Raw genomic sequence first — 13,717 nt, 5'->3', positions numbered from 1 at the left:
AGGATGACTTTGAGTTTGTTGCGAGTTTCCTCAAAGACAACAACACGATAACATCATCCTGAGGAGAGCCGACAGGCCCGTCTCGAAGGATCGGCATCCGCACTGCGCCACCGCAGCCCGTAACTTCTCCGAAAAACAGCCCTCACCCGGACCGCCTCAACCGTCCGAACGCAAACACGACGAAGACGCCGAGCGCTCCGGCCGCGAGCCCGTACCATGTCATCGCGTAGCCGAGATGCGGATTGTTGAAGATCACCTGCGTTTCACCCGGCTGCGGCAGGCCGCCCTTTGGCGTCATCCCCGCATTGAGGTGATCGTGTAGGGAGCGACATCGTCGGGCTTGAGCCCCGCCGCCTTGGCAAGTTCGGCCTGATCGCGGCGATACCAGATGTTCTTTTCCGGTTCCACCTCCAGCGAAACACCGTCCGTCTCCGCATGACGGATCGTGCCCGTAATGGTTTGGATACCCGAAGGCGCGGCGCTGCCCGGACGTTTTGCGGGATCCTTCAGATCCTGGGGCACGAAACCGCGGTTGACGAAGACGGTCCAGCCCTCATCCGTTTCGAACGGCACAATCACCCAATAGCCCGGTCCGCCGTAGCGCCCCTTCGGATCGCCCAGCGCGGTGAAGACATGGGTCTCGCCGTCGAGATAGCGGCCGGCCAGGCGGACCTGGCGATAATCGATCGCATCCTGATCGAGCCCGTTCCAGTTTGCGGGACCGGGCGGGGCGACGGGGTCGGCGCCGAGGCGGGTTTCGACCTTGTCGATCAGATCGAGCTTCCAGGCGAGGCGCCGCATCTGCCAGTTGCCGAGCGAGACGAGCACGGCGAGTGCCACGAGCAGCAGGATGCCGGGCAGCGCCGTGGCGCGGGAGGGATTATTCGCCAATCCGGCCTTCCTGCGCGCTTTGCTTGTATTGCTGGGCGATCATCAGCCCCTTCAACGGGCGCAGCAGGCCGAGGGTAAGCGGCGTCCAGAGCACCAGATGCAGCCAGATCGGCGGCGTGAAGACCACCTCCACCGCAAGGGCGGCACGATCACCAGAAAACCGATGATCAGGATGATGAAGACGGCCGGGCCGTCGCCGGAATCGATGAATTCGAAGTCGAGCCCGCACACCTCGCACCGCTTCGCCGTGTTGAGAAAACCGTCAAAGAGCTTGTGCCCTGACCGCAACGCGGACAACGGCCGCGCAGGCCGGTCTGTGTCGCAGGCAATGGGGGATACAGCAGACGGGGCGGGGTATTGGTCATGGGAATGTCCCTTCACGGGCAGGTCGGTCGGTCGGCGCCATTTTCGGCGCGTGCCGGGCGACAGCGACGGCGGGAACCGTCGCTGTCGGAATCGTGTCGCACAACTTGCGAAGTGCCGTGCGTCCTGTCGGACACCCGATCAGTGCGCGGCCGGTGTGCCCGCGCCCCACACATAGATGCAGACGAACAGGAACAGCCACACCACGTCGACGAAGTGCCAGTACCAGGCCGCCGCCTCGAAGCCGAAGTGATGCTTCGGGGTGAAATCGCCCGCCGTCGCACGCGCCAGGCAAACGGCCAGGAAGATCGTTCCGACGATGACGTGGAAACCATGGAACCCGGTCGCCATGAAGAAGGTGGCGCCATAGATGTTGCCGGAAAACGAGAAGGCCGCGTGGGCATACTCGTAACCCTGACAAATCGAGAAGATCAGGCCGAGAACGACGGTGAAAGTCAGCCCCCACTCCAGGCCCTGGCGATCGTTGTGCAGGAGCGCGTGGTGCGCCCAGGTCACGGTGGTGCCGGATGTCAGCAGGATCAGCGTGTTCAAAAGCGGCAGGTGCCAGGGATCGAAGATGGCGATGCCCTCCGGCGGCCAATGCCCGCCGGTCGCTTCCACCCGCGCGTACTGGATCGCTTCATGCGGGAACAGGGCGGCACCGAAATAAGCCCAGAACCAGGCCACGAAGAACATCACCTCCGAGGCGATGAACATGATCATGCCGTAGCGCAGATGCAGGGAGACCACGCGTGTGTGGTGGCCCTGACGGCCCTCGCGGATGGCATCGCGCCACCATGCGTACATGGTGTAGAGGATGATCAGCAGCCCCACCGCAAAGATGCCCCAGCCGGTCAGGTCGAGGCCGAGGACTTGGAACGTCTCCTCCACGTTCCACTTCATCAGGCCGATCGCGCCCAGCGCCATGACGAAGGCGCCGACAGAGGCAAGAAACGGCCACGGACTGGGCTCTACAAGATGGTAATCATGGTTCTTGGTATGGGCCTCGGCCATGTTGTCTCCCCCAGGTTTACCAAGTCTAAGCGTGCGGAAATCAACCCCGTCTTGTCAGAGTTTTCCAGCATTCTGCGGACCCGGCGCGGAGGCGACGGGCTGTTCCGGCGTCTCGGCCGGGAAAAACGTGTAGGACAGCGTGATCGTGTCGATGTGAGCGAGGTTCGGATCCTCGTTCATCGCCGGATCGACGAAGAAGACGACCGGCATGTCGCGCGCTTCTCCGCCTGCCAGATCCTGTTCGGTGAAACAGAAGCAATCGAGCTTGTTGAAATAGGCGCCCGCCTCGAACGGCGTGACGTTGAAGGTGGCGGTGCCCGCCGTCTTCCGTCCGCTTTCGTTAACGACGTGATAGCGCTCGGTCGCGACTTCGCCGAGCTGAAGCTCGACCTGCCGCGTCACCGGCTTGAAGGACCAGGGCAGCGTGGTCGCGACATTGCCATCGAAACGCACCTTGATGCGCCGGTCGATCGGCGTGACGGGTGCGGCTTCGGCACGCTGGGTGGTGCCGCCGTATCCGGTCACAGCGCAAAAGATCTGGTAGAGCGGCACGGCAGCATAAGCGGCCCCGACCATGCAGCCGACGAAGGCCACGCAGACCAGCGCTAGCGTGCGGTTGCGCTTTCCGGCATCGCGCTTTGCGCCCGGCCGCACATCGGGTCCCTCTCCCCGCGCGCCGCTTCCCGGATTGTCCCTCCCCGACATTCCTCCCTCTAGCCTCCCATGCCTTCGAGATTGACGCTCATCTTGGCGATGGTCACCGCGTAGAACAGGATCACCAGCGCGGCGAGCACCAATGCGATCGCGACCGATCGCGTGCGCCGTCGCTTCTTCTGTTCCGGGCTCAGTTCGATACGGTCGTCGGTCATGACACTCATCCTCCCCACCCCAGAAGCTGCAGGGTCAGCGTGACCACCCGTTCGACAAGCAGCAGCGCGAACAAGGCGAAAAGATAGAAGATCGAGAAGACGAAGAGGCGGAAGGCCGCCCGCGTCGCCAGCACGCCCTCGCGCCGACGCCAGACATCGACCGCAAGCCAGACGAACGTCGCGCCCAGCACTCCCGCGACCACGCCATAAAGCGGACCGGCAAAGCCCAGCAGTGCGGGCATCAATCCGACGGACACCAGCAGCAGCGAATAGACGAGGATGTGATTGCGGGTAGATTGCGGACCGCGCACCACCGGTAGCATGGGCACGCCCGCCGTCTCGTAGTCGGCCGACTTGAACAGCGCGAGCGCCCAGAAATGGGGCGGCGTCCACATGAAGATGATCAGGAAGAGGACGATGCTCTCCAGGCTGACGGAGCCCGTCACGGCCGTCCAGCCGATGACCGGGGGCAGCGCGCCGGACGCCCCGCCGATGACGATGTTCTGCGGCGTGGAGCGCTTCAGCCACATCGTGTAGACGACGACATAGAAGAAGATGGTGAAGGCCAGCAGCCCGGCGGCCAGCAGGTTGAGTGCCAGCCCGATCATCAGCACGGAGCCGCAGGCCAGCGTCATGCCGAAGGCGAGCGCCTCATGACCCGTGATCCGCCCCGCCGGGATCGGCCGCTTGGCGGTGCGCGACATCACGCGATCTATATCGGCGTCGTACCACATGTTGAGCGCACCGGACGCACCCGCGCCGATGGCGATGCACAGAAGCGCAGTGGCCGCCAGAACAGGATGCACCCCGCCGGGGGCGAGAATGATGCCCACCAGCGCGGTGAATATGACCAGAGACATGACGCGCAGCTTCAGCAGAGCGAAATAATCGCCCACCGAGCCGGTACCGCCCTCCCAGGCGGCGGTTGCGATCGTACTGTCCTGACGCTCGACAAGCGACATACGCAAGTTCCTATTCTTATTGGCCTTACAGGCTCTGAGATCTGTTGAACCGGCGTCGGGGCCCGAAGGACACACCCAGCGCCGGATCGTTTCTTAACGGTCGTGCCGACCGCGCTACTTGATGCGCGGCAGTGTCTCGAACTGGTGGAAGGGCGGCGGAGAGGACAGGGTCCATTCCAGCGTGGTCGCACCTTCGCCCCAGGGATTGTTGCCCGCAGCCCGCTTCCTGGCGAAAGCCTCGATGACGCCGACCAGGAAGATCAGAACGCCTACCGCGGAAATATAGGAGCCCATCGACGAGATCCAGTTCCAGTTGGCAAAACCTTCCGGATAGTCGATGTAGCGGCGCGGCATTCCGTTGGCACCGAGGAAGTGCTGCGGGAAGAAAATCAGGTTCACGCCGATGAAGGTGACCCAGAAATGCAGCTTGGAGATGGTATCGTTGTACATGTAGCCGAACATCTTCGGGAACCAGTAATACCAGCCTCCGAAGATGGCGAAAACCGCCCCCAGTGACAGCACGTAGTGGAAGTGGGCAACCACGAAATAGGTGTCGTGCAGCGAGCGGTCGAGACCGGCATTGGCAAGCTGCACGCCCGTCACGCCACCGATGGTGAACAGGAAGATGAAGCCCAGCGCCCACAGCATCGGCGTGCGGAAGGAGATCGATCCGCCCCACATGGTTGCGATCCACGAGAAGATCTTCACGCCCGTGGGCACGGCGATCACCATCGTGGCGAAGATGAAATAGGCCTGCGTGTCGACGTCGAGACCGACCGTGTACATGTGGTGCGCCCACACGATGAAGCCGACGACGCCGATCGCCACCATGGCATAGGCCATGCCGAGATAACCGAAGATCGGCTTGCGCGAGAAGGTGGAGATGATGTGGCTGATGATGCCGAAGGCCGGCAGGATCAGGATGTACACTTCCGGGTGACCAAAGAACCAGAACAGGTGCTGGAACAGGATCGGGTCACCGCCGCCTGCGGGCGCGAAGAAAGTCGTGCCGAAGTTGCGATCCGTCAGCAGCATGGTGATGCCACCGGCCAGAACGGGCAGCGACAGCAGCAGCAGGAACGCCGTCACCAACACCGACCAGGCAAACAGCGGCATCTTGTGCAGCGTCATGCCCGGCGCGCGCATGTTGAAGATGGTGGTGATGAAGTTGATCGCGCCCAGGATAGAGGACGCTCCGGCAATGTGCAGCGACAGGATCGCCATATCCATCGCCGGTCCGGGCTGGCCTGAGGTCGACAAGGGCGGATAGATCGTCCAGCCGCCTCCGACGCCGTAGGCTCCCGGTGCGGAGGGCGCGAACATGGACAGCAGCAGCAGCAGGAAAGCCGACGGCAGCAGCCAGAAGGAGATGTTGTTCATGCGCGGGAACGCCATGTCGGGCGCTCCGATCATGATCGGCACGAACCAGTTGGCAAAGCCGCCGATCAGCGCGGGCATGACCATGAAGAAGATCATGATCAGGCCGTGCGCCGTGGTGAAGGCGTTGTACATGGACTTACCAAGATCGGTCGCCGCCGCCCCTTCGGCGCCGTAGACCATAGCGGCGAGGCCGTGGAAGATCTGGATACCCGGCTCCTGCAACTCCCAGCGCATCATCACCGAGAGAAAGCCGCCGATGACCCCCGCCGCGATGGCGAAGATCAGGTACATCGTGCCGATATCCTTGTGGTTCGTCGAATAGACGTAACGCCGCCATCCATGCGGAAGGGCATGCTCTGCATGGGCCTGTGAAGCCGCCATCGTGCCTTTCTCCCCTTAAACCTCGTCCCCGGTCGCAAGCGCCCGCTCCAGCGCGCGAACCAGATCTTGTTTTCGGCGGATCGCCAAATGCGCAAATCCGACTTCGGACCTGCGGGCGCTCCGCCGGATTCCCTCACTCATTCACGGGCGGGCCCGCTCTTCAGCGGACCACGACCTCGAGTTCCTTGCCGTCAGACGCGCCCGCATCGTTCGCAGCGGTCTTGGGTTCGGCATTCGCGGTCATCTTCGCCAGAAGCTCGTTCGCCTGATCGACGTCCTCCTTGGCGGCATCCGTCCAGGCGGCAAACTGCTCGTCGGTCACGACGCGAATGACGATAGGCATGAAGGCGTGATCCTTGCCACACAGCTCCGAACACTGGCCGTAATAGACGCCCGGCGCTTCCGGCTTGAACCAGGTCTCGTTCAACCGGCCGGGAATGGCGTCGACCTTCACGCCGAAGGCCGGAAGAGCGAAGGAGTGGATCACGTCGGTGGAGGTGACCTGCACCTTCACCACCTTGTTGACCGGAACCACCACGTCGTAGTCGGTGGCCAGAAGCCGCGGCAGGGAGGCCTTGCTGGCGCCGGCGGCGATGCGCTCGGCACAGTCGGCGTCGCTCAGCATGTAGGCGTCGAAGGAAATGCCCTCATAGGCGTCGTCCGTATATTCGTAGCCCCAGGCCCACTGATATCCGGTCGCCTTCACCGTGATGTCGGCAGGAGGAACCACCAGCTCCTTGTAGAGAAGTCGGAACGAAGGAATGGCGATCGCCACCAGAATGAGGATCGGGACGACCGTCCAGATCACCTCGATCAGCGTGTTGTGGCTGGTGCGCGACGGGTTCGGGTTGGACCGCGCGTTGAAACGCACCATGACGATCAGCAGAAGGATCGAGACCAGCACCACGATCGGGATGATGATCCACAGGGTAAAATTGGAAAAGGCGTGAATGTCGCGCATCACGTCGGTTGCGGCTGGCTGCAGGTTGACGCTCCACGGCTCAGGCTTGGCAGCCGACGCCGCTGCGGCAGACCCTGCAAGTGCAGCCAATGCCGCACCGCCGACCCGCCCCCCATCCGAGATACGCTTAAGCGGATAATTCACCTTGATGCGCTCCCTTTCATCTCGGTGCCTATTCCAGGCCTCCGCCCCCTCGGGCGACCGGATTCTATTCGATTTCTATTCAATACCTGACACCACACTACGCCCCTCCGTCACGACAATTCGCCCATAACATCAAGTCAACCTTACGAAGACGCGATACTACGGCACAAATCCGGAGGGACCATAGACGTTTGCTCTGGACGGCGTCCATTTGCCGCACCTCTAGCATATTGTCGCAGGGGCCCCAAGCAAACATTGCCTCCTCCAATCGGCCAATAGGGGTATTTTCCCATCCGGCTTGCGTTGTCCACCGATACGCGCGTTTTGGCCGCAAAACGCTTCATTAAGCCCAGAGCGCCACAAGTCTCGCCTGTGCTTTGCGACGAGGAGACGGCCTCAATTCCGCCACGGCGGCAGGCGAGCACGGTTGGGGACTGGAACGGAACAACCATCTCGGGCAATGTCGCACCAGATCAGGCGTTTCCGGCTGTAGTGATTCGCAGCCGTTTGATCCGCCTCAAAGACTGAGATCCGATTCGGAGGTTCACGTGTTCGATTCGTCCATGCGCATGGTCCGGGCGGGCCTCGCCTGCCTTCTTCTGGCAAGCGCAGCACTTCAGGGCCTTGCCACGCCGGCCATGGCGCAGGGTGCGGTGAAAGAGGTTCACGGCGACTGGCAGATCCGTTGCGATACGCCTCCCGGCGCCAAGTCCGAACAATGCGCCCTCATCCAGAACGTCACCGCGGAAGACCGTGAGAATGTCGGCCTGTCGATCATCGTGCTGAAAACTGCGGACAAGGAAGCCAAGATCCTGCGCGTTCTGGCGCCGCTCGGCGTGCTGCTGCCCTTCGGCCTGGGCCTCAAGGTCGACGACACGGATATCGGCCGCGCCGGTTTCGTGCGCTGCCTGCCCAATGGCTGCATCGCGGAAGTGATCCTTCAGGAAGAACTCTTGAAGAAGATGCGCACCGGCAAGCTCGCCACCTTCATCATCTTCCAGACCCCGGAAGAAGGCATCGGCATCCCGATCTCCCTCAATGGCTTCACCGAAGGCTTCGACGCGCTGAAATAGGCGCGGTGGGCGGGCATCGAACCGACCATCGAATTGGAGTGCGTTGCCCATCCTTCAAGACGGCCCTGCGGGCCCTGCCTCTGGTTGAATGGGGCAATCGGCTCCATATTGGAGCGCAACGGAGCGGCGAAAGCGCTCCCCCTTTCATCATTTCCGGAGATCGCCATGAGCAGCAACGACATCGACCTTCTGGAGAGTTCCGGCGTCGGCCTGGAAACGGCGCTCCGCATTACCGGCGATGCGCTTTCCGGGGCCGATGACGGCGAGTTGTTCCTTGAATATTCCCAGTCCGAACGGCTGGCATGGGACAACGGCCGGCTGAAATTCGCCACCTTCGACACCTCGCAAGGCTTCGGCCTGCGCGCGGTTGCGGGCGAAGCGGCAGGCTATGCCCATTCCGGCAAGATTTCCGAAGGCGCGCTGAAGCGCGCGGCCGATGCGGTGCAGGCGGTCAAGTCCGGCCATGCGGGCACCTATGCGGCCCCTCCTGCGCGCACCAACGCCATGCTCTACGGCACGACCAATCCACTGGAAGCACCAGGCTTTGAGGAAAAGGTCCAGTTTCTGCAGCACATCGACGCCTATGCGCGTGAAAAGGATCCGCGCGTGCGCCAGGTGAGCGTGTCGCTGGCCGGATCCTGGCGTGTGGTCGACATCCTGCGCGCCGACGGCCACCGCGTGCACGACATCCGCCCGCTGGTGCGGTTCAACGTGTCGGTCATCGCCGGCGAAGGGGATCGTCAGGAAAGCGGGTCCTACGGCATCGGCGGTCGTCAGCCTTACGGTGAGTTCATCGCAGAAGCCAACTGGCGGCATGCAGTGGACGAGGCGCTCCGGCAGGCGCTCGTCAATCTGGACGCCATCCCCGCGCCTGCGGGCACGATGGACGTGGTCCTTGGCCCGGGCTGGCCCGGCATCCTGCTGCACGAGGCGGTCGGGCACGGGCTTGAGGGCGATTTCAACCGCAAGAAGACCTCCGCCTTCGCCGGTCTCATGGGCCAGCGCGTCGCCTCTCCGGGGGTGACGGTGGTCGATGACGGCACGATTTCGGGGCGGCGCGGATCGCTCAATGTCGATGACGAGGGCACGCCCACATCCGAGACCGTGCTGATCGAGGACGGCATTCTGGTCGGCTACATGCAGGACCGACAGAACGCCCGGCTGATGGGCAGGGAACCCACCGGCAACGGCCGTCGCCAGTCCTTTGCCCATATCCCGATGCCGCGCATGACCAACACGATCATGCAGGGCGGAGAGCACGATCCGGCCGAAATCCTGGCTTCGGTGAAAGACGGCATCTACGCCATTTCCTTCGGCGGTGGCCAGGTGGACATCACGTCGGGCAAGTTCGTCTTCTCCTGCACCGAGGCCTACAGGATCGAGAACGGCAAGATTGGCGCCCCCGTCAAGGGTGCGATGCTGATCGGCAACGGCCCCGACGCGCTGACCCGCGTGCCGATGATCGGCAACGACATGGCGCTAGATCCGGGCATCGGCATCTGCGGCAAGCAGGGCCAGGGCGTGCCGGTGGGCGTCGGCCAGCCGACCATGCGCATCAACGCGCTGACCGTGGGCGGCACGGCGGCCTGACCAAAGAGGCGGAGATGGCGAACCCGATCACCTTCGTTATCTTCGACATGGACGGCGTGCTCTACGACAAGAACGCCGGCGTCCGGCTTCGCGCGCTTTCGGCCCTGAGCGGCCGGGATTCGCGCGAGATCTAATGAGGCGATCTTCAACTCCTCTTTCGAGGCCCGTGCGGAGGCTGGCGATCCATCGACCGGGGCCGCCTATCTCCAGGGTTTCTGCGAGCGGCTCGGCTGCGAGATCGACCGGGAGATCTGGGTCGCAATCCGGCGCGACATGGTGCGCGCGAGGCCACGTGTCTTCGCGCTTGCCAGCCGTCTCCGGCGACACGTCGACATCGCGATCCTCACCAACAATCCGATCCTCCTGAAGGAGACCTTTGCCGAGTGCGCGCCCGAGGCGGTCGCGCTTTTCGGATCCTCGGCGGAATTCGGCGCCCGCAAGCCAGACCCGGCCGTCCTTCGCAAGATCTGCGCCCTGCACGGCCACGCACCCGAAAACGCCTTCCTAATCAACGACCTGCGCCAGAACGTGGACGGCGCCCGACGCGCCGGGGCGACCGGCATCTTCTACACCAACGCGATCGCGCTCGAAACGGAACTCAAGGGCTTGTCCCTGGTGAAGGACATCATGCCGTTTTCCTCACGGCAACGGCGGGCACGGCTGTTCTGAACGACGTTCAAACAATTCTGCCGCTTCGTCATTCCAACGCAATGCGCGCGCGGGATACAAATAATTCTCGCGCGCGGCGTTCTCCGGACAGATTTAGTCTGCTACCATAACTGCATCCCTTTAGATCATGTTCGAAGGTGCCAATGGCAACGGAAGCCACTCCCCCTTTCCTTTTGGAATCCATCGTCCTGCTCGGTACGGCCGTTGTCGCCGTGCCGTTGGCGAAGCGATTGGGGCTTGGGGCAGTGCTCGGCTATCTGGGCGCAGGCATTCTGATCGGACCGCACGGGACAGCGCTCTTCCACAACCCGGAAACCATTCTTCAGATCTCGTAACTCGGCGTCGTACTGCTCTTGTTTCTGATCGGGCTGGAACTCAATCCCGCCCGGCTGTGGCGCATGCGGCGCGATATTTTCGGACTCGGCGTCGCACAGGTCGGCCTTACCGGCATCGTGCTGAGCGCCGTCATCTATCTGGTGGCCGACACATGGCAGGTGGCGGCGGTGGCCGGGTTCGGCATGGCGCTTTCCTCCACCGCCTTCGCCCTGCAACTGCTGCAGGAGCGCGGTCAGCTTCAGACGAACTACGGCCAGCGCGCCTTCGCCATCCTGCTCCTGCAGGATATCGCCATAGTGCCGCTTCTGGCGGGTGTGTCACTGATCGCACCGAGAAGCGGCGAGTCCGACATTCCGATCTGCCAGAAAGCCTCGATCGCGGCAGTGGCCGTGGCGGGGATCCTGCTCGTCGGGCGCTACGGGCTCAACCCACTCTTCTCGTTCCTGACCTATTGGCGCGCGCAATGTGATGCTGATCGCCGCCCTTCTGGTCGCGCTGGGCAGCGCCATGCTGCTGCATGTGGTCGGGCTTTCCATGGCGCTCGGTGCCTTCATCGCCGGGGTGCTGCTGGCAGAATCCTCCTTCCGTCACACGCTTGAGGCCGATATCGAGCCATTCCGCTCGCTGCTCATGGGGTTGTTCTTCATGACCGTGGGCATGACCTTCGCGCTCGATGTCGTCTTCGATGCCTGGCCGCTGATCCTTGCCGGCGTCATCATCGTGATGAGCGTCAAGAGCGTGCTGCTGTGGGGCCTGTCGCGGACCTTCGGAGCCTCCAACACGGATGCGCTGCGGGTTGCCACCACGCTGCCGCAGGGTGGTGAATTCGCCTTCGTGCTGTTTTCCTCCGCCACGGTGCTTAATCTGATGAGCAGGGACGAGAAGTCCGGCCTGATCGCCGTGGTCATCCTGTCGTTGATGATGACGCCCATCGTTTGCGCCGTCTTCGACCGAATTGCCGAGCGCCTGCGCGCACGCGGCGTTGCGCCGGAAATCGTGGAAAGCTTCGACGAGGCGAAGGCGAGCGTTCTGATCTGCGGCTTCGGTCGTTTCGGCATGGTTGCCGCGCAGATGCTGGCGGCGGAAGGCATCTCGATCACCGCCATGGACCGCAACGCCCGCCGTATCGATTACGCCCGGAAGCTCGGCTACAAGGTCTATTACGGAGATATCACCCGCGCCGACGTGTTGCGCTCGGCTGGGGCGGAGGAAGCGGCGGTGATCGCGTTGTGCGTGGAGCGCGACGACATCATGCACAAGGCAATCGAATACGTGCGCGAGAATTTTCCCCACGCGCGGATCTACTGCCGGGCGACCGACCAGGCTCATGCCATCGACCTCACCAAGATGGGGGTCGACTTCCATGTGCGCGAAACCTTCGAATCCAGCATCCTGTTCGGCCGCGCGGCGCTGGAAGCGCTAGCCATTCCGCCGGAGAGAATCGTGACCATCGAAGAGGACGTGCGCCGACGCGATACCGAAAGACTGCAATTGCAGTTGACCGGCGGGCTCTTCGCGGGCACCGATATCCTGCATGCATGCACGCCGCGCAAGAAGGTCGAACACAGTGAGGATGTCTGAAGAGGCAGGATGCAAGCCGTTTACGCTAGCAACGGCGGGCGCGCATGACTATCTTCGCCATCAAGAAGGGACCGCTTCCTTTGTCCGCGAGCGAAGCGAAACGTCCTTGAGCACAAACCCGCAACCCGACACCCAGGGTTGACCATATGCCCGGATCATCGCGCTACAGACGATACCGGGTCTTTTCCGGTGCAACAGGCGCTAGATTTATGAACCGCTACGAATCCCCCCGCTCCGGCGGCGAAGCCCGCATCCGTTATCTCGACGGTGATTTCCAGATTCTTTCGCCGGGCAACTTCGTGCGCTGCGTGGTAACGGGCCAGCTGATCCCGCTCGATGAACTGAGATACTGGAGCGCGGAACGCCAGGAAGCCTATATCGACGCCGCCGCCGCCATGAGCCGCATGCGTCCGGAATAGGCGTCGGCCCGAAATTCGAGATCCATCCTTCGGGATGGGCCTGCTGCCCTAATGAAAGAGATGATCGCGGATCACGTGGTGCAGCGATTCCTGCACCCGGTGCGGATCGCGGAAGACGAGATCGACCTCGGCGACACGTGCCGCCCCCGCAAGCCAGCGCATAAGCTCCGGCTCGGCCCCCTCCAGTCTCCGCATATCCTTGGTCGTGGTGACCGGCACGAGGTTCTTTGCCTCCGCCGTGGTCAGGATTTCCTGCGCTTCCGCCGTAGTGAGAACGTGGTGATCGGGGAATTCGCGACGCTCGACGATTTCCGCATCCATGGATTCCAGCGTATCGAAGAATTTCTTCGGACGGCCGATACCCGCAAAGGCCAGCACGCGCCGACCGGCGACGTCCGGATTGTGGCGCGGGGTGAGGTCTGCGCGCAGCACCGTCAGGCCGCGACGCGCGCCGCGACGGACGAGCTTCTCCCCGCCCTCGCCCGCACCAATCACGATCAACGCATTCGCCTTCACCAGTTGATCGCGTAACGGCGCACGCAGCGGCCCGGCCGGTATCGGCAGACCATTTCCGATTCCGACCGCCCCCTCCGCGACGACGAAGGAAAAATCGCGGAAAAGCGACGGGTTCTGGAACCCGTCATCCATGAGAATGACGTTTGCGCCGTGACTTACCGCGGCCTCAGCTCCCGCCACACGGTCGGCGGAGACGACGGTCGGGGTGGCTTCGGCCAGCAACAGGGCCTCGTCGCCCACCTCGCCCGCCTTGTGCGTGTCGGGATCGACCAGAACCGGTCCTTCCAGCGCGCCGCCATAGCCGCGGGTCAGGATGACCGGGTTGCGATCCTCCTCGCGCAGGAGCCTGGCAAGAGCGATGGTCGTGGGCGTCTTGCCCGCACCTCCGGCGACGAAATTGCCGACGACGATGACCGGGACGCGGACCCGGCCGCGAGGCTTCTTGCGCATGCGGTGACCGGCGATGCGGCCATAGACATAGGCCACCGGCGCCAGGGCCAATGCTTTTGCCGAAATTCGCTGTTGCCACCAGAATTCGGGTGCTCGCCGCACGTGCTCATCCTCGTTC

Annotated in this window: 16 protein-coding genes and 1 pseudogene; 7 read left to right on the top strand and 10 right to left on the bottom strand. The window is 63.0% G+C overall.

Translation table 11 applies throughout. The annotated features are described in order from the left end of the window. Positions 1-142: 142 nt before the first annotated feature. The 9 genes and pseudogenes from QNJ43_RS04835 to coxB all read right to left on the bottom strand — a co-directional run bounded on the left by QNJ43_RS04835 (position 143) and on the right by coxB (position 6,965). The gene (locus QNJ43_RS04835; RefSeq protein WP_300467826.1) at positions 143-298 is read right to left on the bottom strand and encodes an SURF1 family cytochrome oxidase biogenesis protein; all 156 of its coding nucleotides are present in this window, start codon (positions 296-298) and stop codon (positions 143-145) included. After that, positions 295-891 carry an SURF1 family cytochrome oxidase biogenesis protein gene (locus tag QNJ43_RS04830; RefSeq protein WP_300467824.1) on the bottom strand — a complete coding sequence of 199 codons (597 nt, stop codon included), beginning with the start codon at positions 889-891 and terminating at the stop codon, positions 295-297. Before QNJ43_RS04830 ends, QNJ43_RS04835 begins: the two co-directional genes overlap by 4 nt. After that, a pseudogene (locus tag QNJ43_RS04825) lies at positions 881-1,256 on the bottom strand (DUF983 domain-containing protein). The gene QNJ43_RS04830 and the pseudogene QNJ43_RS04825 overlap by 11 nt, the downstream one beginning before the upstream one ends. Before the next feature lie 139 nt (positions 1,257-1,395). Then, positions 1,396-2,268, bottom strand: coding sequence for a cytochrome c oxidase subunit 3 (locus QNJ43_RS04820; protein ID WP_300467822.1), 873 nt, complete (start codon positions 2,266-2,268; stop codon positions 1,396-1,398). Between the two features lie 54 nt (positions 2,269-2,322). Further along, positions 2,323-2,922: a cytochrome c oxidase assembly protein gene (locus QNJ43_RS04815; RefSeq protein ID WP_300467820.1), complete on the bottom strand. Its 600-nt coding sequence runs from the start codon at positions 2,920-2,922 to the stop codon at positions 2,323-2,325. A gap of 59 nt (positions 2,923-2,981) precedes the next feature. Then, positions 2,982-3,137: a hypothetical protein gene (locus QNJ43_RS04810; RefSeq protein ID WP_300467817.1), complete on the bottom strand. Its 156-nt coding sequence runs from the start codon at positions 3,135-3,137 to the stop codon at positions 2,982-2,984. Positions 3,138-3,142: 5 nt separating this feature from the next. Next, positions 3,143-4,099 (bottom strand): heme o synthase, encoded by a 957-nt coding sequence (locus tag QNJ43_RS04805; protein ID WP_300467815.1) that lies wholly within the window; start codon positions 4,097-4,099, stop codon positions 3,143-3,145. Between the two features lie 114 nt (positions 4,100-4,213). Beyond that, the gene (ctaD, locus tag QNJ43_RS04800) at positions 4,214-5,860 is read right to left on the bottom strand and encodes a cytochrome c oxidase subunit I (RefSeq protein ID WP_300467813.1); all 1,647 of its coding nucleotides are present in this window, start codon (positions 5,858-5,860) and stop codon (positions 4,214-4,216) included. Positions 5,861-6,020: 160 nt separating this feature from the next. Beyond that, positions 6,021-6,965 carry a cytochrome c oxidase subunit II gene (gene coxB / locus QNJ43_RS04795; protein ID WP_300467811.1) on the bottom strand — a complete coding sequence of 315 codons (945 nt, stop codon included), beginning with the start codon at positions 6,963-6,965 and terminating at the stop codon, positions 6,021-6,023. 569 nt (positions 6,966-7,534) lie between these two features. On the opposite strand from coxB, the gene QNJ43_RS04790 reads away from it, so the two are divergent. From QNJ43_RS04790 to QNJ43_RS04760, 7 genes are all read left to right on the top strand, one after another. Continuing rightward, positions 7,535-8,038: an invasion associated locus B family protein gene (locus tag QNJ43_RS04790; RefSeq protein ID WP_300467962.1), complete on the top strand. Its 504-nt coding sequence runs from the start codon at positions 7,535-7,537 to the stop codon at positions 8,036-8,038. Positions 8,039-8,203: 165 nt separating this feature from the next. Continuing rightward, complete coding sequence (gene tldD, locus QNJ43_RS04785) at positions 8,204-9,628, top strand: metalloprotease TldD (protein ID WP_300467809.1); 1,425 nt, start codon at positions 8,204-8,206, stop codon at positions 9,626-9,628. A gap of 273 nt (positions 9,629-9,901) precedes the next feature. Continuing rightward, positions 9,902-10,297, top strand: a complete 396-nt coding sequence (locus QNJ43_RS04780) for an HAD-IA family hydrolase (protein WP_300467807.1) — start codon at positions 9,902-9,904, stop codon at positions 10,295-10,297. A gap of 143 nt (positions 10,298-10,440) precedes the next feature. Further along, positions 10,441-10,632, top strand: coding sequence for a hypothetical protein (locus QNJ43_RS04775; RefSeq protein ID WP_300467806.1), 192 nt, complete (start codon positions 10,441-10,443; stop codon positions 10,630-10,632). An 18-nt stretch (positions 10,633-10,650) separates the two neighbouring features. Then, positions 10,651-11,232 (top strand): cation:proton antiporter, encoded by a 582-nt coding sequence (locus tag QNJ43_RS04770; RefSeq protein WP_300467804.1) that lies wholly within the window; start codon positions 10,651-10,653, stop codon positions 11,230-11,232. Further along, complete coding sequence (locus QNJ43_RS04765; protein WP_300467960.1) at positions 11,141-12,214, top strand: cation:proton antiporter; 1,074 nt, start codon at positions 11,141-11,143, stop codon at positions 12,212-12,214. The genes QNJ43_RS04770 and QNJ43_RS04765 overlap by 92 nt, the downstream gene beginning before the upstream one ends. A gap of 209 nt (positions 12,215-12,423) precedes the next feature. Then, positions 12,424-12,633, top strand: coding sequence for a DUF2093 domain-containing protein (locus QNJ43_RS04760; protein WP_300467803.1), 210 nt, complete (start codon positions 12,424-12,426; stop codon positions 12,631-12,633). 48 nt (positions 12,634-12,681) lie between these two features. Here QNJ43_RS04760 and lpxK read toward each other — a convergent pair whose 3' ends face one another. Beyond that, a complete protein-coding gene (gene lpxK, locus QNJ43_RS04755; protein ID WP_300467802.1) occupies positions 12,682-13,701 on the bottom strand; it encodes a tetraacyldisaccharide 4'-kinase in 1,020 nt (339 codons plus the stop codon). Between the last annotated feature and the right edge of the window lie 16 nt (positions 13,702-13,717).

This window comes from Breoghania sp. (genome assembly GCF_030066895.1).
GTDB lineage: Bacteria > Pseudomonadota > Alphaproteobacteria > Rhizobiales > Stappiaceae > Breoghania.
Note: the sequence above shows the minus strand (reverse complement) of the source record. Positions and strands in the feature narration are given on the sequence as shown.

Excerpts from the sequence above, each read along its gene's own strand:
- QNJ43_RS04780 (WP_300467807.1), top strand. The coding sequence starts at position 9,902 with ATGGTGCGCGCGAGGCCACGTGTCTTCGCGCTTGCCAGCCGTCTCCGG.
- QNJ43_RS04820 (WP_300467822.1), bottom strand. The coding sequence starts at position 2,268 with ATGGCCGAGGCCCATACCAAGAACCATGATTACCATCTTGTAGAGCCC.
- QNJ43_RS04775 (WP_300467806.1), top strand. The coding sequence starts at position 10,441 with ATGGCAACGGAAGCCACTCCCCCTTTCCTTTTGGAATCCATCGTCCTG.
- QNJ43_RS04805 (WP_300467815.1), bottom strand. The coding sequence starts at position 4,099 with ATGTCGCTTGTCGAGCGTCAGGACAGTACGATCGCAACCGCCGCCTGG.
- QNJ43_RS04835 (WP_300467826.1), bottom strand. The coding sequence starts at position 298 with ATGACGCCAAAGGGCGGCCTGCCGCAGCCGGGTGAAACGCAGGTGATC.
- QNJ43_RS04760 (WP_300467803.1), top strand. The coding sequence starts at position 12,424 with ATGAACCGCTACGAATCCCCCCGCTCCGGCGGCGAAGCCCGCATCCGT.
- ctaD (WP_300467813.1), bottom strand. The coding sequence starts at position 5,860 with ATGGCGGCTTCACAGGCCCATGCAGAGCATGCCCTTCCGCATGGATGG.
- QNJ43_RS04765 (WP_300467960.1), top strand. The coding sequence starts at position 11,141 with ATGCTGCTGCATGTGGTCGGGCTTTCCATGGCGCTCGGTGCCTTCATC.
- tldD (WP_300467809.1), top strand. The coding sequence starts at position 8,204 with ATGAGCAGCAACGACATCGACCTTCTGGAGAGTTCCGGCGTCGGCCTG.
- QNJ43_RS04810 (WP_300467817.1), bottom strand. The coding sequence starts at position 3,137 with ATGACCGACGACCGTATCGAACTGAGCCCGGAACAGAAGAAGCGACGG.
- QNJ43_RS04790 (WP_300467962.1), top strand. The coding sequence starts at position 7,535 with ATGGTCCGGGCGGGCCTCGCCTGCCTTCTTCTGGCAAGCGCAGCACTT.